24 protein-coding genes and 1 pseudogene are annotated in these 25,236 nt (G+C 62.5%); 12 read left to right on the top strand and 13 right to left on the bottom strand.

Annotation, left to right across the window (positions count from 1 at the left end):
* Positions 1 to 278: 278 nt before the first annotated feature.
* On the top strand, positions 279 to 833 hold the full coding sequence (locus tag ILT43_RS14805; RefSeq protein ID WP_204199755.1) for a 3'-5' exonuclease: 555 nt from the start codon (positions 279 to 281) through the stop codon (positions 831 to 833).
* 223 nt (positions 834 to 1,056) lie between these two features.
* Here the strand turns inward: ILT43_RS14805 and ILT43_RS14800 are convergent, their stop codons facing one another.
* The 3 genes from ILT43_RS14800 to ILT43_RS14790 are packed head-to-tail and all read right to left on the bottom strand — an operon-like array spanning position 1,057 to position 3,715.
* The gene (locus tag ILT43_RS14800; protein WP_204199754.1) at positions 1,057 to 2,793 is read right to left on the bottom strand and encodes a recombinase family protein; all 1,737 of its coding nucleotides are present in this window, start codon (positions 2,791 to 2,793) and stop codon (positions 1,057 to 1,059) included.
* Complete coding sequence (locus ILT43_RS14795; protein WP_204199753.1) at positions 2,790 to 3,203, bottom strand: DUF2924 domain-containing protein; 414 nt, start codon at positions 3,201 to 3,203, stop codon at positions 2,790 to 2,792. The genes ILT43_RS14800 and ILT43_RS14795 overlap by 4 nt, the downstream gene beginning before the upstream one ends.
* A gap of 26 nt (positions 3,204 to 3,229) precedes the next feature.
* The gene (locus tag ILT43_RS14790; RefSeq protein ID WP_204199752.1) at positions 3,230 to 3,715 is read right to left on the bottom strand and encodes a DUF3489 domain-containing protein; all 486 of its coding nucleotides are present in this window, start codon (positions 3,713 to 3,715) and stop codon (positions 3,230 to 3,232) included.
* A gap of 379 nt (positions 3,716 to 4,094) precedes the next feature.
* Here ILT43_RS14790 and ILT43_RS14785 point away from each other — a divergent pair, with 379 nt between their 5' ends.
* Both ILT43_RS14785 and ILT43_RS14780 read left to right on the top strand, forming a co-directional pair.
* A complete protein-coding gene (locus ILT43_RS14785; protein WP_204199751.1) occupies positions 4,095 to 6,002 on the top strand; it encodes an NPCBM/NEW2 domain-containing protein in 1,908 nt (635 codons plus the stop codon).
* A 248-nt stretch (positions 6,003 to 6,250) separates the two neighbouring features.
* Complete coding sequence (locus ILT43_RS14780) at positions 6,251 to 7,615, top strand: glycoside hydrolase family 43 protein (protein ID WP_204199750.1); 1,365 nt, start codon at positions 6,251 to 6,253, stop codon at positions 7,613 to 7,615.
* Between the two features lie 220 nt (positions 7,616 to 7,835).
* On the opposite strand, the gene ILT43_RS14775 is transcribed toward ILT43_RS14780, so the two are convergent.
* Complete coding sequence (locus ILT43_RS14775; RefSeq protein ID WP_204199749.1) at positions 7,836 to 8,087, bottom strand: hypothetical protein; 252 nt, start codon at positions 8,085 to 8,087, stop codon at positions 7,836 to 7,838.
* 879 nt (positions 8,088 to 8,966) lie between these two features.
* Between ILT43_RS14775 and ILT43_RS14770 the strand changes: the two genes are divergently transcribed.
* Positions 8,967 to 9,935 (top strand): helix-turn-helix transcriptional regulator, encoded by a 969-nt coding sequence (locus ILT43_RS14770; protein WP_204199748.1) that lies wholly within the window; start codon positions 8,967 to 8,969, stop codon positions 9,933 to 9,935.
* A 79-nt stretch (positions 9,936 to 10,014) separates the two neighbouring features.
* Here the strand turns inward: ILT43_RS14770 and ILT43_RS14765 are convergent, their stop codons facing one another.
* Positions 10,015 to 10,629, bottom strand: a complete 615-nt coding sequence (locus ILT43_RS14765) for a PEPxxWA-CTERM sorting domain-containing protein (RefSeq protein WP_204199747.1) — start codon at positions 10,627 to 10,629, stop codon at positions 10,015 to 10,017.
* 422 nt (positions 10,630 to 11,051) lie between these two features.
* The gene (locus ILT43_RS14760) at positions 11,052 to 11,768 is read right to left on the bottom strand and encodes a PEPxxWA-CTERM sorting domain-containing protein (protein ID WP_204199746.1); all 717 of its coding nucleotides are present in this window, start codon (positions 11,766 to 11,768) and stop codon (positions 11,052 to 11,054) included.
* Positions 11,769 to 12,226: 458 nt separating this feature from the next.
* Between ILT43_RS14760 and ILT43_RS14755 the strand changes: the two genes are divergently transcribed.
* Positions 12,227 to 12,943 (top strand): IS6 family transposase, encoded by a 717-nt coding sequence (locus ILT43_RS14755; protein ID WP_204199745.1) that lies wholly within the window; start codon positions 12,227 to 12,229, stop codon positions 12,941 to 12,943.
* Positions 12,944 to 13,319: 376 nt separating this feature from the next.
* Positions 13,320 to 14,033: pseudogene (locus tag ILT43_RS19910) on the top strand (IS6 family transposase).
* 80 nt (positions 14,034 to 14,113) lie between these two features.
* On the opposite strand, the gene ILT43_RS14740 reads toward ILT43_RS19910, so the two are convergent.
* From ILT43_RS14740 to ILT43_RS14730, 3 genes are read right to left on the bottom strand one after another with little or no spacing between them, the layout of a single operon-like run.
* Positions 14,114 to 14,668 (bottom strand): DUF1190 domain-containing protein, encoded by a 555-nt coding sequence (locus tag ILT43_RS14740; RefSeq protein ID WP_204199742.1) that lies wholly within the window; start codon positions 14,666 to 14,668, stop codon positions 14,114 to 14,116.
* Positions 14,669 to 14,678: 10 nt separating this feature from the next.
* Complete coding sequence (locus ILT43_RS14735; protein WP_204199741.1) at positions 14,679 to 15,092, bottom strand: DUF350 domain-containing protein; 414 nt, start codon at positions 15,090 to 15,092, stop codon at positions 14,679 to 14,681.
* Positions 15,093 to 15,102: 10 nt separating this feature from the next.
* Positions 15,103 to 15,741, bottom strand: coding sequence for a DUF2491 family protein (locus ILT43_RS14730; RefSeq protein ID WP_204199740.1), 639 nt, complete (start codon positions 15,739 to 15,741; stop codon positions 15,103 to 15,105).
* Between the two features lie 110 nt (positions 15,742 to 15,851).
* On the opposite strand from ILT43_RS14730, the gene ILT43_RS14725 reads away from it, so the two are divergent.
* Genes ILT43_RS14725 through ILT43_RS14715 form a run of 3 tightly spaced genes read left to right on the top strand, consistent with a single transcriptional unit; the run spans position 15,852 to position 18,206 of the window.
* Entirely contained in the window at positions 15,852 to 16,289 is a 438-nt protein-coding gene (locus ILT43_RS14725) for a YjfI family protein (RefSeq protein WP_204199739.1), read from the top strand.
* A gap of 24 nt (positions 16,290 to 16,313) precedes the next feature.
* Complete coding sequence (locus ILT43_RS14720; RefSeq protein ID WP_204199738.1) at positions 16,314 to 17,039, top strand: PspA/IM30 family protein; 726 nt, start codon at positions 16,314 to 16,316, stop codon at positions 17,037 to 17,039.
* Positions 17,040 to 17,042: 3 nt separating this feature from the next.
* Positions 17,043 to 18,206, top strand: a complete 1,164-nt coding sequence (locus tag ILT43_RS14715; protein WP_204199737.1) for a glutathionylspermidine synthase family protein — start codon at positions 17,043 to 17,045, stop codon at positions 18,204 to 18,206.
* Positions 18,207 to 18,613: 407 nt separating this feature from the next.
* On the opposite strand, the gene ILT43_RS14710 is transcribed toward ILT43_RS14715, so the two are convergent.
* On the bottom strand, positions 18,614 to 20,116 hold the full coding sequence (locus tag ILT43_RS14710) for a L,D-transpeptidase family protein (protein ID WP_204199736.1): 1,503 nt from the start codon (positions 20,114 to 20,116) through the stop codon (positions 18,614 to 18,616).
* A gap of 79 nt (positions 20,117 to 20,195) precedes the next feature.
* Positions 20,196 to 20,783: a hypothetical protein gene (locus tag ILT43_RS14705; RefSeq protein ID WP_204199735.1), complete on the bottom strand. Its 588-nt coding sequence runs from the start codon at positions 20,781 to 20,783 to the stop codon at positions 20,196 to 20,198.
* Between the two features lie 332 nt (positions 20,784 to 21,115).
* On the opposite strand from ILT43_RS14705, the gene ILT43_RS14700 reads away from it, so the two are divergent.
* Positions 21,116 to 21,493, top strand: a complete 378-nt coding sequence (locus tag ILT43_RS14700; protein WP_204199734.1) for a response regulator — start codon at positions 21,116 to 21,118, stop codon at positions 21,491 to 21,493.
* Here ILT43_RS14700 and ILT43_RS14695 read toward each other — a convergent pair.
* Positions 21,470 to 21,823: a response regulator gene (locus tag ILT43_RS14695; RefSeq protein ID WP_204199733.1), complete on the bottom strand. Its 354-nt coding sequence runs from the start codon at positions 21,821 to 21,823 to the stop codon at positions 21,470 to 21,472. The two genes, ILT43_RS14700 and ILT43_RS14695, sit on opposite strands and share 24 nt — an antisense overlap.
* Before the next feature lie 392 nt (positions 21,824 to 22,215).
* Here ILT43_RS14695 and ILT43_RS14690 point away from each other — a divergent pair, with 392 nt between their 5' ends.
* The gene (locus ILT43_RS14690; RefSeq protein WP_204199732.1) at positions 22,216 to 22,419 is read left to right on the top strand and encodes a hypothetical protein; all 204 of its coding nucleotides are present in this window, start codon (positions 22,216 to 22,218) and stop codon (positions 22,417 to 22,419) included.
* A gap of 621 nt (positions 22,420 to 23,040) precedes the next feature.
* Complete coding sequence (locus tag ILT43_RS14685) at positions 23,041 to 23,604, top strand: FxDxF family PEP-CTERM protein (protein ID WP_204199731.1); 564 nt, start codon at positions 23,041 to 23,043, stop codon at positions 23,602 to 23,604.
* Between the two features lie 319 nt (positions 23,605 to 23,923).
* Here ILT43_RS14685 and ILT43_RS14680 read toward each other — a convergent pair whose 3' ends face one another.
* Complete coding sequence (locus ILT43_RS14680; RefSeq protein WP_204199730.1) at positions 23,924 to 24,610, bottom strand: N-acyl amino acid synthase FeeM domain-containing protein; 687 nt, start codon at positions 24,608 to 24,610, stop codon at positions 23,924 to 23,926.
* Between the last annotated feature and the right edge of the window lie 626 nt (positions 24,611 to 25,236).

Raw genomic sequence — 25,236 nt, 5'->3', positions numbered from 1 at the left:
GGTGATTTGCCAGCCGAATATTTCGTTTCCCGAACTCAATGGGAAACATCTATCGCGACGATGAACGGGCGCCCGAAGTTGGGTCACACCTTATCGTCGTTGGAATGCAGGCAGTCTCGATCGTGCGTCAGGGTGCTGTCAAAGCAAACGAACAAGCCGAGACGGAGTAGGGAGTAACGGCTCCTCAGCGTCTTGGGCTATCCATATCCATCTTATGTCGCGCCGCCGACTGAACACGCCACTTGCTCGGGTGATGAGCGCACGCCACTACGCCGCACATGAAGGTTTTTCTCGACTTTGAGGCGTCTTCGCTGGCCAGGAACAGCTATCCCATCGAGGTCGCCTGGGTGTTCCAGGATGGTCGGAGTGAGACGCACCTGATCGCACCAGCAGCAGACTGGACCGACTGGGACGAGGAGTCGCAGGCGATCCACGGCATCACGCGCGACACTCTCGTCGCGCGGGGTGAACCGGTGAGTTCGGTGGCGACACGCATGATTGAAGCGCTGACGGATCATGACCTGTTTGCCAGCGCGCCATCATGGGATGGCAAATGGCTGAGCACGCTGCTCCGGGCCGCGGGACTTCCCCGACACACGCTCCGTTTGCGCGACACGGATGAGGCATTGCGGGAGACGGCTTCGGACATCCTGCGGGCTGTCATAACGCCAGCTAAGCTCGACGCCGAGGTCCACATCATCGTTGCACATTCCGCAGTCGGCGACGATGTCGTTCCCGCGCACCGCGCGTTGCAAGATGCGCAAGGAGAACATGCTCGCTGGCTGCGCGTCCAGGCGGCGGCGCGCTTACGTGCCGCAGAACAGCCAAGGTAGCTGACTGTGCTGCCACCTTCCTGCTAGTTGGCGCCTATGCTGAAAATACGAAATCGGAGGCGAACAGCGAGGATTGAGCAAGCAGTTGCTCAAGTCGCTGACATCCATGCTTCTATTGCCCTGTTAAACGATGAGGATCTCCTGGATCTCGCCGATATCTTTGTGGAAGCTCCACCATCGACGCTGAAGGGTATAGCGGCGGCCGAAATGCGGAAGCGCAACATCAGGTTGTGACAGAGTGGCCCATCGACCGCATGGATGGTCGGACGCCTGTCTGGCCATCATGTGGCAACACCGCCGCCACCTGCTCCGCCCAGAGCGCTGGCATTGCGCCGGTGGCAGTCAGCGTTGCCCCATCCACACCAGCCCTGATGTTGCCGGCAAGGATCGCCTCCACGACCGCCGGTGCCAGGAACGCCAGCCGCAGCACCCGGGTGACATAACCCGCCTGCACGCTCTCGCGGGCAGCGAGCGCGCTGACATCAAGCTCGCCAGCCTTGAGGATGCTCCACCAGCGCCGCGCCTTGAGGATGAGGCGGACGAGCGATCCGTTCGCGGTCGCGGTCACGCCGCTGCCACTGGCATGCACCAGCCGCATGACGCGCCCTGAACGGGTGAGCCGCACCTCCGAGCGGATGGTGATGCTTTCCGATGTTGTGGCGCTGCTGGTGAGTTGAAGGACCGCAGCAATGGCTGCAGCATTGCAGACCAGATCGATGCGCCCGTCATGGATCTGCACCGAGGTGACAATGCTGCGGGTGGCGTCCTTCAGGACAGCGGGCGTACCGCTTGCAATCGCTTCGGCTCGCGCGGCCGCTGCGGCAAAGCTGTCGGGCGTCAGCTCGAGCTGCGCGGCAGCAGCAAGCTCGACCGGGTCGGCGAACAGCTCGGCGATCCGCTGGGTGACGGCCGCCTCCAGCTCCGTCGCGGGCACGCGCAGCCCGGTGTCGCTCGAGCCGGTCTGCAGATCGCGACTGACATAGTAGCGGTAGCGGGCCTTCCCCCTGGCGGCATGGGTGGCGACCAGCGGCTGCCCCTGCGCATCCACCACCCGGCCCGCCAGCAGGCTGGCGGCTGCCCGGCCACCGCGGCGCTGCTCGCCCTGCCGGTTGTCGGTGAGCTTTGCCTGCACCGCGTCCCACATGTCGCGCGCGATGATCGGCGCATGGAGGCCGGCGTGGACGCGTCCCTGATGGTGGATCTCGCCGACGTACGTCGCACAGCGCAGGATCGAGTAGAGGTTGCCACGCGAGAAGCGGACACCGCCAAACGCCTTGCCACCGAGGGTGGTGCGGACCGGCGCGCCAATATTGGTGCGTTCCAGCTCCTCTGACAGGCTGCGCACCGAGCCAAGCGCCAGATACCGCGCGTAGATATGCCGGATGATGGCGGCATGCTCCTCGACGATTCTGAGGGATCGTCCATCAGGGGCGTAGCCAAGCGGCGGCGTACCACCCATCCACATGCCCCGGGCCTTCGAGGCGGCGATCTTGTCGCGGATGCGCTCGGCGGTGACCTCCCGCTCGAACTGGGCAAAGGAGAGCAGCATGTTGAGGGTAAGCCGCCCCATGCTGGTGGTGGTGTTGAACGACTGGGTGACCGAGACAAAGCTGGTGCCGGCGGCATCAAAGGCCTCCACCAGCTTCGAGAAGTCGAGCAGCGAGCGCGTCAGCCGGTCGACCTTGTAGACGACGATGATGTCGATCTCGCCGCCTGCGACATCGGCCAGCAGCCGCTGCAGGGCAGGGCGGGCGAGCGTCCCGCCCGAGATGCCGCCATCGTCATAGCGCTCACCGCTCAGCAGCCAGCCTTCGCTCGCCTGGCTGAGGATGTAGGCGCTGCACGCCTCTCTCTGCGCATCGAGCGAGTTGAAGTCCTGCTCCAGGCCCTCCTCGCTCGACTTGCGCGTGTAGATCGCACAGCGAACCGTGGTCGCGGCTCTGCTCAGGACAGGCTTCATGCCGCGACCTTCGTCTTCAGCCCGAAGAAGGCAGGTCCCGACCAGCGCGTGCCGGTGATCGCGCGGGCGACCTCGCTCAGCGAGCGGTATGGCCGCTCCTCCCAGCGGACGACCTGATCCTCTCCCACCGTCACCACATGCACGCGGCCCTGCCACTCGCGCACCAGCCGCATGCCGGGCCGCGCAGGGGCGGTCAGCGTCTCGCCGCGGCCAAGCTGGTCGAGCGTGCGCGTGGTCGCGCGCGACAGGCCGCCGAAGCTGCGCGCCTGCAGCTCCCACGCAAGCGCCAGCCGCAGCAGCTTCGGGCTGATCCGCGGCACCGGACTGCCGGTCAGCGCGGACCAGCGCTCCCGCAGGACGGCCGAGGACAGCACCTCCAGCGCGGCGATCTCCGCCTCCACAGCGCTCATGCTGCGGCCGCCGCAGCGTCGATGCGTTAGCAGGTCGCGCCATCGCGGCTGTACCGCACGATGGTGTGGCCCTTCTTGCGCAGGCCGGTCAGCGCAGCGCGGGTGGTGTGCGGCAGCCAGCCGGTGGCGGTGATCAGCTCCGGCAGCGTTGCGCCGGTGGGCTGGGATAGCAGTGCCACCACGGTGCCGGCTTTGGTGATCCGTGGTGCGGCAGCAGCAGGCTCAGGCGATGGCGGCTGCGCCGCGCCTTGCTCGCCATCGACAATGCCGATGGCGGCAAGCCCCGAAGCAGTAGCGAAAATGCCGTAGCGGACCTCAGCGTCGGTGCGGTGCACTGCACCCGGCTCTTGGGTCTCGCGCTCTTCCACGTAGCCGGCGCTAACAAGCGCGGCGATGGCCCTGGTGATGCCGCCGCCGCGACGCAGCGTCTGCGGCAGGGGATACAGGCTGGCGGTCTCGTTCTGAGCGGCGTGGGTCAGCAGGATGGCCTGCGTGTCGCTGAGTTTTGGCATGGTGGTGTTCCTCGGCTCGCAGCGGCTCCAGTGCCGCTGCCACCACCTGCAGCCCTGTCGGTCACGCCGATCAGGGCTCTGGCTCGCGCGCCCTCGCTGCGCATCCGAGTCGAGCATCCTGTCGCTCTGGTGGGCGCTGAAGTCGAGCGACGTTGATCAGCATGGATAACGATCGCTCCTCAAAGAACTAAGTGCACGCTCTGTGCGAAACGAATCCAGACGATCTGGGGCGGTCGTCAGGGCAACAGCGAGCAGCGATAGGGGGCGTGGAGAAGGACCGTGAGGAAGGGCTGCCGCCAAAATCTTCTGAGCGCTGGCGATCATCATGGAAGCGGGGGTATGTTGGCCCGAGGCCAAACGAGGCATCCGAGGGAGGCGTATGAGACTGAGCAAGACGACGGCGGCCGTGTTCACTGCGATGATGACGCTGCCCGTCGTCCCGGCGCAGGCACAGCAGGACACACTTGCGCCCACGGGGCGGTGGAGCACCTACACCGCGGGACGGGCGCAAACCCCGCCGATGGGCTGGAGCAGCTGGAACGCGTTTGCGACGGACATCGACGAAAGCAAGATACTCGGGTCCGCGGAGGCGCTGGTCCGGGACGGACTGGCTGCCAAGGGCTATCGCTACGTCAACATCGACGATGGCTGGGCGCTGCAACGCCGCGTTCGTGACGGTGCGCTGATCATCCGTCCCGGGCGTTTTCCGATCACGGTGCAATCCAACGCCGACGCATCTTTCCGTCCGCTGACGGACAGGCTGCACGGGATGGGGCTCAAGGCGGGTATCTACTCGGATCTTGGGCGCAACACCTGCTCTCAAGCCTATTCTCCCGACGATACCGATCTTCCCAAGGGATCGGTGCTCGAGCGCGAGATCGGCTTGTACGGGCACATCGATCAGGACATCGACCTCTTCTTCGCCAAATGGGGGTTCGACTTCATCAAGGTCGATGGCTGTGGCCTGCGCGCCTTTGGTGCGGACGCGGAGAAGGTACGTTCCGGCAAATACCGCGCTTTGCCCCCGATCCTGAACATGGACTTCGTAAACCGGTCGGATATCCCGGCTGTGCAGGCGCTATTCGGTCAGATCAACGCGGCGCTGGCCCGTGACAATCCCGACGGCGATTATCTCCTGTCCCTGTGCATCTGGGGAGCCGCCGACGTGAGGTCGTGGGGCAAGAACGTCGGCAACATCTCGCGCACCAGTGACGACATCAATCCGAGCTGGGGTCGTATGCTGACCAACTTCGACACCGCCGCAAAGCGGGCGTTCTACGCCCATCCCGGTTCCTGGAACGACCCAGACATGTTGTTCATCGGCAAGGGAGATTTTGACGCTGATCATCTCACGGAGGCTCGTTCGCACATGACGATGTGGGCGATGATCAACGCTCCGCTGATGATCGGCATGGACTTGCGGCAGGCGCCCAGATCGCTGCTCGACATCTTCGGCAATGCGCAGGTTATCGCGCTCGATCAGGATCCCGCGGGGCATCAGGCGATCGTCGCGTTCGACAGCGACGACGTACAGATCTTCGTCAAGACGCTCTCCACGGGCGAAAAGGCTGTCGCGATCTTCAATCGTGGCGCGGCCTCGCTGGACGTCGACCTCACCGCTGCGCAGATGAAGTTTCGCGACGATGCCGACGTGAAGCTCGTGGACTTGTGGAGCGGGGAGCGACGCAGCTTCCGGGCGACGACGAAGCTCAAGATCCAGGGGCATCAAACGCTGCTGTTCCGGGCGAACGGCACGCGTGTCCTGACGGACGGGCTCTACCTTTCCGAGCAGCCCGGCAACGTTAATCCGGCGGTCGACGGGGTGGTCGAGCCAATGCCCGACCCGACGATTCACCGGTCGGCGACTGGCTGGCAAGGCACCCGGGGTACGGGTGAGGGGCCGATCTACGCCGGCTGGGGCGGTGCCCAAGCCGACCGTGCTCCTTTTGGCGAAGTGCTGGCGATCAAGGGGGCGCGGTTCGACACGGGAGTCGGCGTTCTGGCCAATTCACGCCTGGAGGTCCGCAACCAGGGCTACCGCCGCTTCACAGCTGTGGTCGGAATCAATGACTCGGCGCGCGATACGAATCGGGCGGCAACGTTCGCCGTCTACGGGGATGGCAAGCTCCTGGCGACAAGCCGGGCCCTGAAGTGGGGTGATCCCGGGCAGTTGATCTCAGCCGACGTCACGGGCGTCAGGATCGTTGAACTCGTTACCCGCGCTAACGGGAGCAATGCTGCGCCTTTACCCACAAGCTGGGCCGATGCGGCGTTGATGAAACGGTGAGCGGGAACGCCGCGCGAAGCCGGTTAATCTTCGGGTGTTTTTCAGCCGCCTGCTCGATAGACGGTGAAGGGCGTTCGCGATGGATCGTCGGGCCGGGTTGATTGGCATGATCGTGACAGATACCGCGACCCGCGTAGCTCCATCATATCATATAGCAACAGTTTGAGCTCGGCCTTGAGCAGCGTTCAGGCTAGTGGTTGCGTCCAGTCAGAGCGATCAGGTGGTGGATGGCGAGAAGAACGATCCTGATGGTTGCTATGGCAGTCGCATGCCTGTCGGGTGCGCCGAGTACCGTTCGTGCCGAGAACCCGATCATCCAGACCCGTTTCACGGCGGACCCGGCTCCGATGGTCCATGACGGCGTGGTGTACCTCTACACCAGCCATGACGAGGACGACGCGGACGGATTCAGGATGCTCGACTGGCGCCTGTACAGCTCGACCGACATGGCGAACTGGACCGATCGCGGCGTAGTCGCGTCGCTGAAGACGTTCCCGTGGGCGGTGCAGACCAACGACGCGTGGGCGCCGCAGGTGATTGCACGAGGCGGCAAGTTCTACCTCTATGCTCCCATCAGCATCGCCGGATCGCCGAAGAACGTCATCGCCGTCGCGGTTGCCGACCATCCGGCCGGGCCGTTCCGCGACGCGCTGGGCAAGCCGCTGGTTGGTCCCGCCGATGGCTATTTCGATCCCACCGTCTGGATCGACAAGGACGGGCAAGCCTATCTCTATTGGGGCAATCCCGACCTCTGGTACGTCAAGCTCAACAAGGACATGACCTCATATTCCGGTCCGATCACGAAGGTCCAGCCGAGGATCCTCGACTATCAGGAAGGGCCGTGGTTTTACGGGCGTAGCGGCCGATACTACATGGCGTTCGCATCCACCTGCTGCTCGGAAGGCATCGGGTACGCGATGAGCGACAGCCCGACCGGGCCGTGGGTCTACATAGGCCCGATCATGGAGCATGACGCCCGGGCTACGGGTAATCATCCGGGCATCATTGACTACAAGGGCAGTTCTTATGTTTTCGGCTTCAGCTACGAGCATAATTTCGCGCTGACGCCGATCCATCATGAGCGCCGATCAGTCTCGGTCGCGCGTTTCCAATACAATGCCGATGGCACCATCCCAAATCTGAAGTGGTGGGATGTGGCGAGCGCACCGCAGGTCGGGACCCTCGATCCGTATGCACGCGTCGAGGCCGAGACGATCGCGTGGACGTCCCGGCTGAAACGTGATCGCGACCGCGACTATTCCTGGGCACCGGGCGTCACGACGGACCAGGACGACCGTGCAGGCGTGTACGTCACGCGGATCACGGACCGCAGCTACATCAAGGTTGCTGGGGTCGACTTCGGGAAAGCGGAAGCGAGAAGGTTCATGGCCAGTATCGCTAACGCGCGGCCGAACTCGTCGATCGAGCTGCACGTCGACCGCGTTGATGGTCCGGTAATCGGAGTGATGAAGGTCGCCGCTACGCGGGGGTCCGGTTGGGAGGCGCAGTCCACAGCCGTGTCCGGAGCGATCGGAATACGAGACCTGTATCTCGTATTCCGCGGCGATGGCGGGTCGATGTTCGATCTCGACTACTGGAAATTCAGCCGCTGACCTTGCGATCGGTAATCTGGGTGCTGTCAAATCAAACGCACCAGCTGTCGACTAAGTACGAAGAACGTCTCCTTCAGCGTCCTGGGCCACTCCGACCTAGGTTTCTCCGGCAGCCGTATCCAGCCAATCAACGACGATCTGGGAGCCAGTGTTTCGGACGCATGCGAACTCTTGAGCCGTGGATAGCGGTTAGTATTTCCACAAGGCGTCCGTGTGGCACCTACCTGTTTCTGCCATCGCCGGGGCTACGGTTCGTCGGCACACCGCAGACGCGCTTATCCTGCCCCTTACGGACAACGATCTTGCAACGCGTCATCCGCTTCGCCGCGTTGCCCCTCGGCTCGTTACGATATTGACGGCTGTCCGCGTACTTCACTCGCACAGGATCCTGATCGGGCACTTTGCCGTGCTGTGCGATCGCCGGCGTGGCACCTGCCAGCGCGGCGATCAGGATGAGATTGACATAGCGCATTGGTGGACCTTCCAATCGTGACGTCTGCCAACGGTTGCCTATTCATCTGGGTCCATACTGATGGCGCGTCAGGATCGCCCAAGCAAAAAAACCTTGATTTCCGTATTCTTAGCGCCACCGTCGCCTTAGCTTGCCAGCCTCGTAGGCTAACACCGGCAAAAGATGCTCTGCTTCGTGAACTGTGGTTGTGGCGCGCGCCCATCGCAAAGCCGGCAGCATCGCTCAACCGCTCGAAATCCGTAGAAGGTCGCGAGAACCTGCTCGGCGTGCGGCGAAATATCATGCACGATCGAAGCAAGGGTCGCGATTAGCGGCGGTCGAATGGCCTTCGGCTGACGTGAAAAAGCCGCCGGTCTTCCGACCAGCGGCTTCCCCTTGCTCCCGCCCCCGCGGGAGAAACGGCTTAGAGGATCTCCCGCCCCCGCGAGAGAACTCAGTCTGGCGAGCCGACCGTCATCCGGTCCCCCCCCCCCCCGGTCGGCGCCAGTCACCGGACAAACGTCACTGTACTTCTATCGACCTGCGCAGCGATTACCGGTCAAATCCGACACCAATGATCTTGTTCTCGCCGCGTTAATTCGATGAACGCCCCAACCAGTGCGCTCAGTGCGAATATCCAACCGGCGCAGTTTCGCAACAGGGGCCATTCCGTAGAAGGTCGGTTTCGGGGGGCAATGCAGCCATTTGGGACGCCGGGCCTAGCCGGCTGGGATTCTGTGCATGCTGACCTTATTCAGGCCGCTCGAAGCCGGGGCTCGCCATCGTAGCTGCAATCTGAAAACACCGGCTTGCGCGAGCGCGCCTCCTGCAAGACAGAGCCTGCCAAGGGCAAACTTCTGTGGATCTGCAATGCACAGCGACACTCGCGGTACGATCCCGATGATTGCGATGGACACATCTAACGTGCCCGAGGCCGAGCAGTTCGCCTATTGGGCCGCACACTCGCGTGGTGCTCGATTACATCAGCGTGTGCCGGGACCGTTCCTTGCGCGCGGCGACCTCTGGAATCTCGGTGGCTTGCAGATCACGCTGACCGAGGTCGATCCATTTATCGCGGTCAGGGATCGCGCGCTCGTCAACGCGGTCGAGTCCGACTACCTGCAACTGGTTCTGCTTCTTGAAGGCGGCATCGCCTTCGAGACAGAAGGAAAGACGATGCAACTCGAAGCGCCCGTCGCCTTCCTGCGCGATTATGGGCAGCCTAGCACCGCGACCTCCGACCGTATGCGTTGTTTGATCCTGTACTTCTCGCGCGATTTTCTAGAGGAAGCCGTCGGCCCGGTTGCCTTTCAGGGCCCACTCGCTTCGGTTCCCGAACTAACCTTGCTGCGCGACATCGCGATGGAGATGATCCGCTTCTTCCCCGCCGCGGCTGCAAGCAGCGCACCGCTCTATGCGACGATCCTGCGCGATCTTGCTGCTGCTGCCATGGTACGCGCAGGGGCCAGCGGGCGCATCGATCACACATCGTTGCTGGCCTCGGCCAAAGCCTATGTCGCGGCGCAGCCGCCTGGAACCTTGTCGGTTGCCGGCATCACAGCAGCGCTCGGTATCTCACGGTCGGTCGTGTATCGGCTATTCGAGCGAGAGGGCGGCCTTCTGGCCTATGATCGGATGCGCCGCCTGCGTGCCGCCCACCGCGCCATGAGCAATCCGCTCAATACGAGCACGTTGGTCGAGCTGGCCGCGCGCTATGGCTTCCGCGATCAGGCCGCGCTGCTGCGCAGTTTTCGCAAGGCTTTCGGATCCTCGCCAAGCGAACTGCGGCAACGTCACGCCCGCGCGGCCTTACCGACAGACAGGACGCCGACCGACGACATCCGTATGGCGATCGAAGGCATCGACTGAAGAAGTCGACGGATCCTGCAGACAGCGAAGCGGCCAGCCTTTCGGCTAGCGGCTCCTCATCCCCTCTTCGGGAAACTGATCAGGCGAAGCTGACCTTGGTGCTGACCGAGCGACGACGGCGCATCGCGCCACCAACTACGCCCATACCACCGATCATCATGGCCCAAGTGGCCGGCTCAGGAACTGCGCCGGCGGTCGAAGCCGTGAGCACGAGGTTCGAGGCGCTGGTGACAAGCACGTCGCCGCGATCGGTCACGAAAGCGGAGGTGGCTCCGTCGGTGTAAAAGTCCAGCGCCGTCGGAGCTAGGTTCGAAGTGCCATCATAATTCGCGAAACCCGCGCCGGACGTGCTGTTGAACCGGATAAAGCCGCGCTCGATGTCGCTGCTGACGAAGCCCGAGAGGTTGAACTGGCGATTGACGAAGTAGCTGATTGAAGTTGTGAAGGTGTAGGTCAGTCCACCAGCAAGGGCAGTGAAGGACGACAGCGGAACGACAGTGACGTTGTCTCCAAAGGAGAACGCGTCGTCGGTGTTACCGATACCCGTGAAAACCGCGCTGACGTCCCGGAACGGACCGCCGTTGACGCCGGTAAAGCTGCCCGTAAGATCGTAGGTGATCGTATCGGCTGTCGCGGGAGCAGCCATCGCAACCGCACAGGCACCGGCAAGCGCGAGCATCTTGACCGTCTTCATAAGTTTTCCCCTTGGCACCGAGCCGTCAGGGCAGGCGCTGACCAGGTGCCTATCTTAGGTCCAGGCTTCTGACACTGGTCTTTTAGTACTAGCTCGACCAGTTGAGTCCTTTTCAGGGCCTGATGCTTGGCCCTTCCGTTACGGCATGGGTGACAACTGGGACCCACCGCATAGGCCAGCGGGATTCTCTGCTCGGTCGCGCGACATTGCGACAAGCAGTTGGGCCGATCTTCACCTCGGCGAGAGTACATCGTCGGTGAGGCCCGGTTGGTTGAGCGCTTCGTATCGTCGGACGCACAGCACCCCGTGTATACCTTGTGCAACACTTTGCGCCGTGCGGCCGGCCCGACCGCAAGCACAGAAAAGCCGCCGATCACCCGATGCGATCAGCGGCTCCTTATCACCCGGGAGGGTGAAGCCTGTTAGGCGAAGCTGACGGTCGTCTTCACCGAGCGACGACGACGGAGAGCGCCGCCGGCGATGCCGACACCGGCGATCATCATCGCCCAGTTGGCCGGCTCAGGAACCGATGACACGACGGTAAAGTTAAACCCAACCGAATCGTTGGAGTAGTTACTGGCATTGTCAAACGTGAAGCCGACCAAGTCGCCGGCATTCAGGAACAACGTTGTGAAGAACGAGCCCGAGGTGTTGCCAGCGCCGATCTGGCCCAGCGCCGTGTTCGACACCGCGCCACCCGGGGCGGCCACGAAGCCGACGTTCACACCGGTCGGATTGATGTCCTGGATCGTGTACGTGCCGCGGATGTTGTAGCTGCCGGCGGTCGGCGTACGATACAGTGAAGTCAGAATAGAACCGTCCTGAGCCGGATGAATCAACAGGCGATCAGCCGGTACATTGACGGTGCCGTACTGGAACGACGGCGTGGTCGACTTCGTGAAGCCGGGGACGTCGCCGTTCGCGGCGCGCTGGAGACAGGTGGAACCGCTGATGAAGCAGTTCGTGTTGGCCGTGAAGCCCTGGAAGCCGACGTTAGGGTTCGAGGTCTCGCCATAGAAGAAGCCACCGGCCCCTTGGGTGCCGTTGAAGCTGGTGAAGGCATCTGCGGCATAGGCACTGCTTGGAGCGGCAACCACCGCAACAGCGGCGAGCAGCATTTTGTTGATAAGCTTCGACATATGATTCTCCCCCAAAGGTTGGACAATACAGAGGATCTCAGCGCTCGACCATCTTAATCTACAGATCGTTCACCTCTGTCCCGAAATGGGCCACGACGTCGAGATAATCCTTCTAGGGATGAGGACCCGTTGATGTGAGCGTCGATCTAATTCAGGCTCCGCAAGGATGCCGTGGATGAGCGAGCTACGTTGAAGTCGATTGACGACGTGTCCTGCGCCGCTGCCCGCGACAGTAGTTTGCCTAAGTGGGGCGTTTGTCGAACATTGGCGTCCCAACACCTGGATTCGATTATTGCAGGCGGTTGACGTTCATCAACCCGTGCAAGGGCCAGTGTGCAGGAAGGTCCGTCTACATCAGCTATCTGCAGACACTCGCACGATAGATGCCTGATGGCGATGCCCGGCTATGTCAGAGCTAATGCACCGACTGGTAATCAGGTCACGGTAGGCCGGGGCGCATGCCCCGCCCGCGCAAGCCAGCCAGTCCGTTCCGCTACTTTAACTCCTCGCCTGAGGTGATCCGGCTGGTGGTGCTGATGTACGTCCGCTTTCCGCTTAGCCTGCGCAATGTGGAGGACTTGCTGTTCGAGCGCGGGATCGACATCTGCCACGAAACCGTGCGGCTGTGGTGGAACAGGTTCGGGCCGCTGTTTGCCGGCGAGGTGCGGAGGAAGAGGGTAAGTCACATGCGCGGCTTCCGTCACTGGCGCTGGCATCTGGACGAGATGTACGTGAAGCTGAACGGCGAGATGGTCTACCTCTGGCGAGCCGTCGATCACGAGGGCGAGGTGCTGGAGAGCTACGTCACCAAGACGCGCGACAAGGCAGCGGCGCTCACCTTCATGAAGAAGGCGCTGAAGCGCCACGGCTCACCAGAGGCGATCACCACCGACGGTCTGCGCTCCTATCGTGCAGCGATGAACGACCTCGGCAACGCCGAGAAGCAGGAGGTGGGCCGCTGGGCCAACAACCGGGTGGAGAACTCTCACCTGCCGTTCCGACGACGAGAGCGGGCGATGCTCCGGTTCAGGCAGATGAAGACCCTGCAGAAATTCGCTTCCGTGCACGCCAACGTCCACAACCACTTCAGCCTGGAGCGCCATCTCACCGACCGACAGACCTACCGGGAACGGCGCTCCGCAGCGCTTGCGGAGTGGCAGGTGCTCGCTAGCTAGGCGACTAGCCTCAAAGCCCGAGGTGCATCTGGTGGAGAGCGGTTCGCGTTAGACTGACAGCACCTTTGCGGCCGAACTCCACCGAACCGCCCCAGACGAGGCGGACGTCTTTCTGGTGTTCAACAGTTCGATCGGTGTCCACACGCCGGTGTCGGCAGAGTGCACCTCGCCGCGTGCATTGTACGAAAGCAACAACGCCATCGCGCTGGTGGCGTCGCCCGCAAAGGACCTGCACACTGGCGTCGTCTGTACGATCAAGGCCAGTGCAAACGGTGTATCCTCCACAACGGTGCTGTCAAACCAAACGCACTAACCCCTGATGGCCCTGTCAGTTCTAATGTACCAGCCGGTAATCTGGGCAGGGTAGGGGCGCTGCATGCCCCGCCCTCGCAAGCCTGACAACCCATTCCGCTACTTCAACTCTTCGCCCGAGGTGATCCGGCTGGTGGTGCTGATGTACGTCCGCTTCCCGCGGTCGCTATGCAGCGTAAAGGACCTGCTGTTCGAGCGGGGAATCGACATCTGCCACGAGACGGCGGCTGTGATGGAACAGGTTCGGGCCGCTGTTCGCAGCGAGGTGCGCAGGAAGCGGGTCAGCCAAATGCGTGGCTTCCGTCATTAGCGCTGACACCGGGACGAGATGTACGTGAAGCTGAATGGCGAGATGGTTTACCTCTGGCGAGCCGTCGATCATGAGGGCGAGGTGCTGGAGCGCTACGTCACCAAGAGCCGGGACAAGGCGGCAGCGCTCACCTTTATGAAGAAGGCGCTGAAGCGCCACGGCTCACCAGAGGCGATCGCCACCGACGGCCTGCGGTCCTACCGCGCAGCCATGAACGAGCTTGGCAATGCTGAGAAGCAGGAGGTGGGCCGCTGGGCCAATAACCGGGTGGAGAACTCACACCTGCCGTTCCGACGAAGAGAGCTGGCCATGCTGCGCTTCCGGCAGATGAAGACGCTGCGGAAGTTCGCATCCGTGCACGCCAACATCCACAACCACTTCAGCCTGGAACGCCATCTCACCGGCCGGCAGACTTACCGGGAGCGACGCTCCGCAGCGCTTGCGGAGTGGCAGGTGCTCGCCGACTAGCCGGCGATCCTCAAAGCCCGAGATGCATCCGGCGGAGAGCAGTTCGCGTTAGACAAACAGCACCGTCCTGAGCCTAACCCTTAGCCGCCGAAGCCACCCCGACCGAAGCCGCCGCCAAATCCGCCGCGCGAGATCACCGAACTGCGCGACTGCACGCGGGTAGGCGCACGCGCGGCCGGATTGAATGCCGATGAGCCCACTTGTGTGCGCCCACTGACATAATCGCGGCTGATCCGGGTGCCGCCACCCCCGAAATAATTGCCGTCACGATCACGGTACATCGGCGCGCCGCGGTAACCGCTGCCCCCGTTGAGCATCTGCCCGACGATAAAGCCCGTCAGCAACGGCGTGAAGAAGCTGCCGTTGTTACGCGGCGCGCACTGCGCGGGGCCGAACTGCTCTTCGCACGTCTGCTTGCTGTCGAAGCGCGGTGCGTTTTGTTCGTTGGCTTTCTGAGCCTGCGCGAACGCCGTTTCGCACTGGTCGGCCGGGATGGCACCGGCGGTGCGGCATTCGGCGACACTCGTATAGCTGCGCGCGTCGACCGGGGTATCGGCAGGGCCGTCACAGGCGGTCAGCGACAGGCCGGTGCCGGCCATCAGCGTCGTGAGAACGATGGACTGGGAACGCTTCATCGGTCGATCCTCACGAACTCATGCAGGCGGCATTGAGCAGGCCCACGCCCAGCGAAATGCTGGCCATGTAGATCGCTGCGGCCAGTTCGCCGCGAACGATCCGATCACTGAAATCCCTCATCACAGCGAGGCGGACGATCGTGAAGGTCACGATCTGGATGAACCCTGCCAGAAGTGCCCAGATCGCGAATTCCAGCAGGCTGACGGTATGTTCGAGCGCGGACGCGAGCGGCAGGATATACCCCAGCAGCGCAGCGCCCAGCGTAATCGCCGCTGCGACGTTCCCGTCCCGGATCAGATTGCGTTCGTTGTACGGTGTAGCCGCCTGATAGATCAGCTTGAAGGCAATCGTAAACAGTCCCGCCGCGATGAATGCGACGAGAAACGCGATCGCGCTGTCCCCGAAACTATACCCGTCGTTCATGCTTCTTCCTTCATGCGCGAAACTCGCCGAGCTCCAGCGCCATGCCTAGCATGATCTCGAACGAAACCTCGCCTGCTTCGTTTTCCTGATCGATCGCCAGCAGCAACTCGCGGCCGTCACCCTCGACCGTGCGGGCGTAGAGCATGCACGTCTGGAAGATGCGCCGATCGACGATGCCATCGCGGTCGTCATGCACGTCTTCCCAGAAGGAGACAGGCTCCTGCCGTTCGGCCTCGTCGCCGAACCATGCGCGACGATACTCCGGCAGACCGTCGTCGGTGAAGCTGCGGGCGGTCAGCCGCTCACGCCACGCCGGCCGCTCGGACGCCCTGCCGGGGTAGCGGCTCTGCCACGGCGCGAAGATCGTCACGTCGGTGATATCCTGCCCGGCGCGATCGTTGCTCACCGCCTGGAACATGACGTCGTCGTCCGTATAGAACCGGTGAATGAAGCCGCCTTCGTCAAGCGCGACCACGCCCTGCGCGACAATCTGCAACGTGTCGGAATCGAACGGAAAGAGCAGAGCGCCGCCGAACCGCCGCCACGCCAGAGGATCCAGCACCACCGTACGCCCGATCGTCACGTTGCGAATGGCGGGCAGGCCCGGCGCATCGTTGGCCGATTTGCGCCCGAACAGGCGGTCGAACATAGGAAGGCCCCGCTGAATGCTCGACCCCGCTTAGAACAGCGTGGCGACAGCCGCTAGCGCGTGTTGCACGAAACCCTATGTAGGAACCCGCATCACGGGAGAAGACGCGCATGACCGACATCGCCTGGACCGTTCGCACACTGAAGGCGGCTCTCGACCTGAGCGAGCCTGTGCAGGGGGGCGAGTTCGGCCTGCGTATCGTGGAGGGCGCCGATCCGGTTTTGCTGGTGACGATGCACAACCACGGTGATCTCGAAGCGTATGTGAACGTAAGCGCGGAGCAGATCGCCGCCTCGGTACTGCTATGGCCGTGCGACGAGCAGCCTGATCGCGCGGCGTTCAACGAGTTCCTGCTGAAGGCGCAGAAGCTCGTGCCCCTGTCGAACTTCGGCATTGCCACCGTGGATGGTCGCGACTTCTACGAATTGTTCGGCGAACTCGCGACGACCTCGTCGCCACACACGATCATCATCGAACTTCGTGCGCTGGCGGAGAATGCGATCGAGGCGGCAACCGATCTGCGCACCAGCTTTGCCAACGCGGCCTGACCCCTTTCTCGGAGAAGTACAGATATGGCTATTTGGAGCAAGCTGTTCACGCTCGGCCGCGCCGGGGCGAACGAAGCGGCAACCGCGGTGGTCGACGCCAACGCGCTCCGCATCCTCGATCAGGAAATCCGCGACGCCGACAAGGCGCAGGGCAAGGCGCGTGACGATCTTGCCGGCCTGGTCGCACGCCGCCGCATCCTCGAAACCGAGGTCGAGAGCTTCCGTTCTCAGGCGGCGAAGTATGAAAGCTCGGCGCGGATAGCGATGGAGAAGGGCGACATGGATCTCGCCCGCCAGGTGGCGCAACGCGTAGCCGATCTCGAGCAGGACATCGCAATGAAGGCGCCGCAGGTTGCCGAGATGCGCGCAGCCGAGGACAGTATCCACAAGGCCGTTGCCGCGACGGACCGCAAGATCGAGCAGCTGCGGCGCGAAGTCGAAGTGGTCAAGGTCAACGAGTCCGTGCAACGGGCACAGGCCACCGTCGCGTCGAGCGCCGCGGGATCGTCGATCGGATCCGCCGCGCAAAGTCTCGCCCGCATCCGTGAACGGCAGGCCATCCGGGGCGAGACGATCCGCGCTGCCGGTGAGCTTGAGGATCGACGGACTGGTGCCGATCTCGACGAGAAACTGCGGCTCGCCGGCATTCTCCCCGGCCAATCCTCCGCCGACGATGTCCTGGCGCGACTCAGCGCACCCAAGCCGACGCTGCAGATCGAGCAGCGTGACGATACATCGCGCGACAACTGACAGGTGCGCCGCGTCACCCTCGATCCTCGCGCCGACTGGCGGGCCAAAGCCGATGCCATAGGCTTCGTCTACAAGGACCATGAGGGCGTTGCCTATTGGGACGAGAGCGCGGCCTACGCCTTCTCGTTGCGCGAGATCGAGGAGGACATCGAGCCGGTCGCAGCCGAACTGCACGGCATGTGCCTCGATCTCGTCGATGCAGCGACCCGAGATGCGACGCTGCTGACGCGGCTCGCGATTCCGGCGGCCCAGCACGACCTGGTGGCGCAAAGCTGGCGTACGCGTCAGCCATCGCTTTATGGCCGGTTTGACCTTGCCTATGATGGCAAGGGTCCGGCCAAGCTCTACGAGTATAACGCGGACACGCCCACCTCGGTGTTCGAATGTGCGACGTTCCAGTGGCTGTGGCTGGAAGAGCTTATCTCCAGCGGCGACCTCCCAGCCGGGACGGATCAGTTCAACAGCGTGTTCGACAAGCTTCGGGCGCGCTTTGCGGCAATCTTTCCGCAAGGCGGCTTCGTGCACTTCGCGGCCGATGCCGCCGAGCTCGAGGATCGTCAGACGGTACGCTTCTTCGAGGATCTTGCGACGCAGGCGGGCATCGAGCCGAAGTTCGTCGAGATGCAGGCGATCGGTCTGAACGCAGCCGGCCGCTTCGTAGATGCAGACGATTTGGAATTACAGGCGGCGTTCAAGCTCTACCCGTGGGAGATCATGTTCCGCGAGCCCTATGCTGCGAACCTCGCCTCAGCGGGCGTGCAATGGATCGAGCCACCGTGGAAGGCGATCCTGTCCAATAAGGGCATCTTGCCTCTCCTCTGGGCACGGCACCCCGGCCACCCCAATCTGTTGCCAGCGTTTTTCGACGGCGATCCCGCGGCCGCCGCATTGGGCGCCGATTACGTCCGCAAGCCATTGTTCTCACGCGAAGGTGCCAACGTAGAGGTGGTCCGTGCCGATGCCGCGGTCACGGAAACCGATGAAGGGTACGGCGCGGAAGGCTTCGTTCGTCAAGCCTTCCACCCTGCGCCGTTGTTCGATGACCGTCATGCGGTTGTCGGCGCGTGGATTGTTGGCGACGAGCCTGCCGGTATCGGCATCCGCGAGGACGATGCGCTCGTCACGCGGAACCTGGCACGCTTCGTCCCGCACTATATCGATGGGTAGGCATCTCAGAATCTGCGTCATAACTACTGAAGCTGGCCGCTGATAATTAGAAACGCTATTTCGTTTCGGTCTGCTCGACGGGCGTGTCCTCCGTCGCAGGAGCCTCTTCGCGAGAGGCCCTTGCAGTCATGCCGGTGGCGGACGCATCGTCCAGCATCTGCTCGTCCGGTCGGGGGGCAGCTTCAGGCGGAGCTTCTGCCGTAAGGTTGGTGTCGGGTGTGGCCGACGGAGTGGGGGAGGGTTCGGGTGAAGGAGTGGCCGCGGGTTCGCGCGGATCGAGTGCCTCGACCTGATTGGTTTCGGTTGGCGCGGGCTCTTCGCTCGAGCTCGAACATGCCGCGAGACCGATGGTCAACAGCATTGCCGCCAATGCCAGGGGTGCTTTCCGTATCATCGTTCTTCCTCTTTCAGCGGGCGGCGAGCGCCTGACGCGCGGACCGTGCCTCTATCTTCGTGGCCAGTGTTCCATCCCAAGTATAAGGATCACTGCGGAAGCTGACCTGCCCCGCCGGGTTGGCGAACGCCGTCCAGTATAGCAGATAAACGGCCACCGGATCGGCCACCTTGGCGCGAACGGTCTTGCCGGTCGCGACAGCCTTGTCGATTGCGTCGGGCGTCCATTCTGGCGTGCTGCTCATCAACGCCTTGGCGAGTACGGCCGGCTTCTCCAGGCGGACGCAACCGTGGCTCGCGAGCCGATCGAATCGCGCGAACCCCGATTGTGCGGGTGTGTCGTGAAGGTAGACCGAGAACGCGTTGGCAAAGTCGAACTTGAACTTGCCCAAAGCACTACGCTCGGAGGATTGTTGCAGCCGCTTGGTCCCGTCCGGAGCTTCGATGATGCGGAAGCCGTTGCGGACGAGATAGCCGGGGCTCGCCTTTTCCTTCGGCCAGAGTTCACGGTTGGCAATCCCGGATGGCACGTTCCACGGTGGATTGAGAACGATACTGTGGATCTGCGAGGATATCATCGGCGTCTCGTCACCGGGTCTCCCGGTCACCGCCTTCATCGACAGGACCGGCGCGTCGCCGTCGAACAGCGTCAACACCGCGGCGGCGATATTGACCTGCACGCGGTTCTTCGCCAACTCGGGTGGCAACCAACGCCACCGCTCCATGTTCGCCTTGATCTGCCGGATGCGAGCGTCGACCGGTACATTGAGCGCGGCCAGCGTCTGTGCACCGACCTTACCGCTGGGGTTCAGCCCGTACCGACGCTGGGCGCGTCGCACTGCCTCGAGTAAGCTGGCATCGAAGCGATCGCCCGAGCCCGTAACCTGCAGATCCTCCACGGCAAGCCGTCGGCGCAGCGCCGTCACGCGGGCGCCGGTCATTCCGAAGGCAAGTTCCGGCCCCGGAGTCATCATTGTCCAGCCGTCGGCCGCCGCAATCGCGCGGTAGCGGGCAAGCCCCGCGACCAGCGTGTCGTACCCGGCGTAGGGCGGCGGCAACGATGCGATCCAGGCAGCCAGCCGATCGCTGGCGACGGCATTTCGAAAAGCCGGCAGGGGATCATAGGCAGTGGGTCGCATCGCCCAGTCGCGCTGAAAGTCGGCCTCCGCCAGTCGCCCGGAATGAACGGCCTTGGCGTGGTCCAACGCTGCACGAACCAGCCCGTCATTGTCCGTTGGGACGGCAGGGGGCGTATCGCTCAACCCCTGTGCCACAGCGTCCTTGCCGACCAGACTGGCCAACTGGATCAGCTGTCCGGTCGATAGCTGCGGCAGCGCTACCGGTTGGGGCATTGGCGGCGGGGGAACGACTTCGGGAACCGGCGTGGGGGCGAGCGGCGCAACGTCCTGCGCCTGCGAAGCCGCCGACCAACTCCACGCAGCAAGCAGTATCCACAGTGTCGTTTTCCAACGGTAGCGGGTCAACAGAGGTGAGTGGCTGTGCATCGTGGTCATCATCGTGCCCTATCATGCTGCCGCCCACAGTCGCCCCACTTAAGCGACGTGCACCTCAAGGACCGATGACGGACAATCCCAGTCAGCCTGCCTTTTTGGCTGCCACCGGCTGAGCCGCCACCGCCAGCTTGTACATCGCCTCGCCCGTAAAGCCCCTTAACGCCCCTCGGCTCAGCTTCACGGTCTGACCGTTCGACAGACAGTAACCCAGCGCCGGCTTCAGCTTCTCAACAGCTGCCGTCTCCGCCCCTGAGTAAGGCTCGGCCATGAGCAGCGCGTGGACGTCCTGAGGCGCCTTCCGGGCTACGCAGTCTCCAAACGCCCGTCCAGGCTTGTATTCGGCCGGGAGTGACGCACTACCGCCCTCGAACTCGGCGGCAAGGCTGAGGGGCTGAAGGTCCACGAGGCCCGTTGGCGGCCCCAGCTTTCCAAAGTCCCGGCGGTAAAGCGCGGGGTACAGTGCGTCCCTGAAGGTGTCGGGCTGTATCTTCATCTCGAGCTTGGATGCACGGCGCCGCATGGCTGCTGCGTTGAGACAGGTCATGTCAGCGGCTTTCAGGGCCGTGGGAAAATAGCTGGGACTGCCAGGCACGGTGCGCAGGAACGCTGCGACAGGCTTTCTGAAACTCTTCCTGGAAACCACGCAGTCCGCATAGCCGGCGAGTTCCACCTGAGCCTCTTGGACTGGAATGGCCTGGGGCTCCTGCGGCGTGGCGGGGCGGGCGGACATAGGGGCTGCTAGCGAGGTAGCAGCGAGGAAGAGGAGAGAATGGCCACGATGCATAGGTGAGGCGTCCCGCTGGTTGAGCGCAGCCTATCACGAGGTAGCTCGGGGGCAAGCTCCATAGCGCAACGTCGCCTCGGCGGGCTGAGGGGTGGGGGCAAGATGCCGCAAGCCGTTGAGGGTGCATTGCTATCCGGCGGCATCAGTGTAGCAAGTCCCCGTCACGACGGGCGCCTGGCGAACTGCACGGACTCATGAGCGGACGGGGCAGGAAGCACATGTCGAAGCGGGTGATGCTGATCGAGGACGAGCCTCTGCACCGAAAGCTCTACACGATCTGGCTGCAGCTCGGCGGACACACGGTACATACCGTGACGGACGAGCGCGTGGCCTACGTGGAGGCGGCGAAGGTTCGGCCGGATGTCATCATCGCGGATATCCGCCTTCCACATCTTGACGGTCGCGAGGTCATCCGGACCCTGAAGGCCAGACACGACACCAATCATATTCCGGTGCTGGCGCTCTCCGTTCTCAACACGATCGACGATGAGGATGCTTGCTACAAGGCGGGCGCCGACGTCTTCCTCAACAAAAGGGTAGGTCGAGAGGCGTTGCTCGCTGCCGTGGGGCGACTATGCGGCAGCCAGCGCCTTTGAGAAGGCGTCTGCCAGCATCAGAGGCGAGAAGGGCTTGGCCAGCACGGCGACCGCGTATTTACACGGACCACACTCGTCCGGTGTGCCGGTAATGAAGATGGTGGGCAGTTCTCCATGCCTGGCGCGAATGACGTTGACCGCATCGGGACCGCGCCCCTTCGCCAATCGGATATCGGACGTGATGACCTTCGGTTGATGTGCGGCGGCCATCCGGATCGCATCGTCCGCCGTCTCCGCAACGTCGAAGCTCGTGGCTCCTTCATCCCTGAGGAAGTCGCAGATGATCTCGGCAATCATGGGCTCGTCTTCGATCACCAGCACGTGGCACATACTCGGGTCCTGACTTCGATTAACCACTACGTCACGCCTACTGGCCTACCAAGCCATTCGCAACAAACGGAAATTCACCCAGCATTAGGGTCAGTTCGGATCGACCTGACGGCATCGATCATCGCCCCGGTTCTTTAAGATGTCGTTAACCACCAGCGCCCACTTTCCGGGCAGCGGCGGGAGAGGCTCGGCCGCCGGGATACCCTGATGGTCCACTACCGGCTCTACATTCTCGGACGCTACGGCCGCATCGCCAAGGCATTCGATCTACATCACCCGGACGACGATCACGCACTGGCTGCGACAGATCAGCACTCGCACTCCTATGGCATGGAATTAAGGAGCGGAGTGCGGAAGGTGCAGCACTTTCCCGCACCGAAGGAAGCTGGCCGATGAGGATGATGGGAGGCGAGCGCCGCGACCGGAGCGCAGAGCTTGGTGACCTCGCCAGAAGCGTGCGGGAACTCATCACCAGCGACAGTCAACCCGAAGCACGGGCAGCCTACGAAGCAGCGGCTTCGGACCTGGACCGCCGGCAGGCCCCAGCGGAACAAGACGAACACGACCGGTCGGAGCGGCGGTTCAAGGAGGCCTGACAGGTGCCTTGCGGCACGACCGATCAGTGGGCGAGCCGGGAGCAACTCAATACGATCGAGCAGGCCCCAGCAGTCGAGTTGGCGGCATTGCCCGTCCTTGGTAGTGGTTCGGTCTTGCGGGCATCGTCAGACCAAAGGCAGGGATTGTCGGGGTAGGGCTCAGTAAGCGCGGACGGTGCGCCCTCCGCGCCGGTCAGACAGCCCGTCACACCACCTCAGCGCGTCGCTCCGAGCAATCGGCCTGTCCGTGCTAACGTAGGCGCCGTTTCCCGGTTCATCGCGGAGAGCGCGCAGCCTGCTATTCGAACCGGTAGCGGCATATGCCATGAAACCGAGCGTATCTGATGGATTCGCTCCAGTCGAGGAACGGATCGGAGGTTCGTTGGTTGCCCCGCTCAGAACCAGGGCTTCGACGATGCTCGCTCGCGCATACGAGCGCGTTCCAAGTCACTTTTTGATCTGAATAGATGGTTGTTAATCAAGCATTAATCTTGTTGACGCCGGCTCATATGAGCCATATGGTTAAGAAGGTTCAACCTGTTCGAGTCCCGTCTTGCACCGTGCGAGGGTGCTTGATCAGGTTTTGGATTTCAAGCTCGGTCAGTAAAGGGGTATCGTTTTATGAACAAGAAGCTCGCATTTGCAGCGTTCGCCGTCGCAGGCGTAATGGCTAGCACGTCGGCGTCGGCTGCCTGCGTCGGCAACGTGTGCACGTATGTTCCTGGCGATACCGAATTCCAGACCAGCGGCGACACGACCTTTCCGATTACCGGACAAGTGTCTGCGGATATTGGTCGGAATGGCGTCGGCAGCGGTACCTTCACGGACATCTATCAGTTCATCGTCGACATCAACGGCATCGGTAGTGGCTCGTTCTCGACCAGCCTTTCCGGACCGGGCACCAACATCGACTTCACGAGTGCAACGTTCAACGGCCTGGTCGTTACTCTGACACCAACGGGCGATATCGAGTTCGGTGGCCGTTCCGGCATTGCGATCACGGCGGGTGCGCTGAACCAGCTGATCATCAACTACACGTCCGATGGTCTCGGCTCGTATGGTGGCAATCTCTCGTTCACTCCTGGTGCCGTTCCTGAGCCCGCCGCTTGGGCACTGATGATCGGTGGATTTGGAATGGTCGGCGGCACTCTGCGCCGTCGCCGTGCGCGCGTTCAGTTCGCCTGATCGCGTTACAGAATATCGGTTATCCGGGGGCGGCAGCTGCGGTTGTCGCCCCTTTTTTTATAGTAGCTGATTCAAGATGCCGCGAGCTGCCTGCGGTCGCCGCATCGAGACTATGACAACGAATCGGTTCCTCAGCAGGCCTGTTCTCGGCGGGCTGAGACTGACCGCAATCCATGCCTTCGCGTTCTCGACCGATGATCGAGTCACACCGCGATGTGCGAGGCAGCAAGACACCAAGAGGCTTCCGGGCGTGTTGGTCTGAGGTGCCGGTCAGCGTCGCCCGCACGCGAAATGGTATCGGTGGCGGGCGGGCGCGAGCTCAAGCTGCTGCGCGCCACTCAGCGGGGAGCCGTCCGCACGTGCTCCTCGGCATGCCGAAGATCATCTCGTCATCTACCTTGCACAGACGCGCGATGCGATCTGCGATGCCGAGCTCCTCCTCTTGTGAAAAGAAGTACGGGTAGAGCGAACGGCTGTTCGCCTTTACTCCCGCCCGCGTACACTCAATGCGTCTGCGCATATCGCGAAGATTAAGCCGCATCAGCTGCACGGGCGTGTCGCTGGGCCACCACTCGACCGATTCATCGATTTTGGGGTCGCCAACCCGCACGAAGCCGATCATTGCCTCATAATAGCGCGTGTGTCTTGGATGCACTTCGATAACGACATCTGTGCACCCGAAAACCTGCATCCCGTAGAGAAGTATGACGTGAAACAAGGCAGCGAGAACGGCGGGCGAACTCGTGTCGGGGTCAACAGCGAACTTGGTCAAATCGCACAGCCGGGTGCCAGGTTCGTCCCTGAGGCTGTTCAGCTCGATCGAGAAAGTATGATCCGTCGCTAGGCCCGCTTCAGAATCTACAGTTAGCGTCAGCGTTCCAACGACATCGTTATCAGTGCAACTCGTAAATACAGCGCAGTGCTTCCCATCGGCTAGCTGGTGTTTGGATCCGTAGCCGCGGGATTGATACATACGGTTCAGAAGGAGACTGGCCTCCTTCTTCATCACTTCACAGTCCGCAAGATGCACGGATATGTCGCTGCTTTGCTGGTCCTTCGCGAGGGAGCCTCGTCGGGTCGAGAGCAGGCCGGCTGAGGGCGCTGCGAGGGTCGAGGAAGTTGCAGTTTGATGCACCGTTGATAGCCCCCTTATTGAGCGCTGCTCATTCAAGGCAGTCGCCGAGCCGCGACGACATTCTCTATCGGCTCGTGATGAGGGTAGCGGAACCAAGATTGATAAAAACCGTTTAAAGCACCTTTTTGCGGCAGGAGGGTCGCTGCTTGCGTCGGGAGGATCGATGCGCCGGAACCATAGGCTTGAGGCGGTCAAACGATTGTAGATAAAGTATATTGCGAAACTTCGTGGGACGGCCATTGGTTGGGTTCAAACTCGGTGCATATGCAGCAGACCATCCTCATTGGACCTTCAACCTAGGGCTTGCTTCGCCGTCTTCAGCATAACCTGGGCGTACCGTCCCATTTTGGGACAAACGTTGCGGCCGCTCATGGCATCCGATATCAGGCAACCGAGGCGGCTGGTTTGCTTTCCCTTACCAGCCGCCTCACAGGGCGTTGGATCCATGCCAGCGCAATGCGGTGCAAGGCGCGCTACAAGCTTCGGGAACGTAGCAA

Source organism: Sphingomonas longa (genome assembly GCF_016892685.1).
Taxonomy (GTDB): Bacteria; Pseudomonadota; Alphaproteobacteria; order Sphingomonadales; family Sphingomonadaceae; genus Sphingomonas; species Sphingomonas longa.
Note: the sequence above shows the minus strand (reverse complement) of the source record. Positions and strands in the feature narration are given on the sequence as shown.

What these genes read in the sequence shown, in the direction of transcription:
- ILT43_RS14805 (WP_204199755.1), top strand. Translation starts at nt 279, where the DNA reads ATGAAGGTTTTTCTCGACTTTGAGGCGTCTTCGCTGGCCAGGAACAGC.
- ILT43_RS14800 (WP_204199754.1), bottom strand. Translation starts at nt 2,793, where the DNA reads ATGAAGCCTGTCCTGAGCAGAGCCGCGACCACGGTTCGCTGTGCGATC.
- ILT43_RS14795 (WP_204199753.1), bottom strand. Translation starts at nt 3,203, where the DNA reads ATGAGCGCTGTGGAGGCGGAGATCGCCGCGCTGGAGGTGCTGTCCTCG.
- ILT43_RS14790 (WP_204199752.1), bottom strand. Translation starts at nt 3,715, where the DNA reads ATGCCAAAACTCAGCGACACGCAGGCCATCCTGCTGACCCACGCCGCT.
- ILT43_RS14785 (WP_204199751.1), top strand. Translation starts at nt 4,095, where the DNA reads ATGAGACTGAGCAAGACGACGGCGGCCGTGTTCACTGCGATGATGACG.
- ILT43_RS14780 (WP_204199750.1), top strand. Translation starts at nt 6,251, where the DNA reads ATGGTTGCTATGGCAGTCGCATGCCTGTCGGGTGCGCCGAGTACCGTT.
- ILT43_RS14775 (WP_204199749.1), bottom strand. Translation starts at nt 8,087, where the DNA reads ATGCGCTATGTCAATCTCATCCTGATCGCCGCGCTGGCAGGTGCCACG.
- ILT43_RS14770 (WP_204199748.1), top strand. Translation starts at nt 8,967, where the DNA reads ATGATTGCGATGGACACATCTAACGTGCCCGAGGCCGAGCAGTTCGCC.
- ILT43_RS14765 (WP_204199747.1), bottom strand. Translation starts at nt 10,629, where the DNA reads ATGAAGACGGTCAAGATGCTCGCGCTTGCCGGTGCCTGTGCGGTTGCG.
- ILT43_RS14760 (WP_204199746.1), bottom strand. Translation starts at nt 11,768, where the DNA reads ATGTCGAAGCTTATCAACAAAATGCTGCTCGCCGCTGTTGCGGTGGTT.
- ILT43_RS14755 (WP_204199745.1), top strand. Translation starts at nt 12,227, where the DNA reads ATGCCCCGCCCGCGCAAGCCAGCCAGTCCGTTCCGCTACTTTAACTCC.
- ILT43_RS14740 (WP_204199742.1), bottom strand. Translation starts at nt 14,668, where the DNA reads ATGAAGCGTTCCCAGTCCATCGTTCTCACGACGCTGATGGCCGGCACC.
- ILT43_RS14735 (WP_204199741.1), bottom strand. Translation starts at nt 15,092, where the DNA reads ATGAACGACGGGTATAGTTTCGGGGACAGCGCGATCGCGTTTCTCGTC.
- ILT43_RS14730 (WP_204199740.1), bottom strand. Translation starts at nt 15,741, where the DNA reads ATGTTCGACCGCCTGTTCGGGCGCAAATCGGCCAACGATGCGCCGGGC.
- ILT43_RS14725 (WP_204199739.1), top strand. Translation starts at nt 15,852, where the DNA reads ATGACCGACATCGCCTGGACCGTTCGCACACTGAAGGCGGCTCTCGAC.
- ILT43_RS14720 (WP_204199738.1), top strand. Translation starts at nt 16,314, where the DNA reads ATGGCTATTTGGAGCAAGCTGTTCACGCTCGGCCGCGCCGGGGCGAAC.
- ILT43_RS14710 (WP_204199736.1), bottom strand. Translation starts at nt 20,116, where the DNA reads ATGATGACCACGATGCACAGCCACTCACCTCTGTTGACCCGCTACCGT.
- ILT43_RS14700 (WP_204199734.1), top strand. Translation starts at nt 21,116, where the DNA reads ATGTCGAAGCGGGTGATGCTGATCGAGGACGAGCCTCTGCACCGAAAG.
- ILT43_RS14695 (WP_204199733.1), bottom strand. Translation starts at nt 21,823, where the DNA reads ATGTGCCACGTGCTGGTGATCGAAGACGAGCCCATGATTGCCGAGATC.
- ILT43_RS14690 (WP_204199732.1), top strand. Translation starts at nt 22,216, where the DNA reads ATGAGGATGATGGGAGGCGAGCGCCGCGACCGGAGCGCAGAGCTTGGT.
- ILT43_RS14685 (WP_204199731.1), top strand. Translation starts at nt 23,041, where the DNA reads ATGAACAAGAAGCTCGCATTTGCAGCGTTCGCCGTCGCAGGCGTAATG.
- ILT43_RS14680 (WP_204199730.1), bottom strand. Translation starts at nt 24,610, where the DNA reads ATGAAGAAGGAGGCCAGTCTCCTTCTGAACCGTATGTATCAATCCCGC.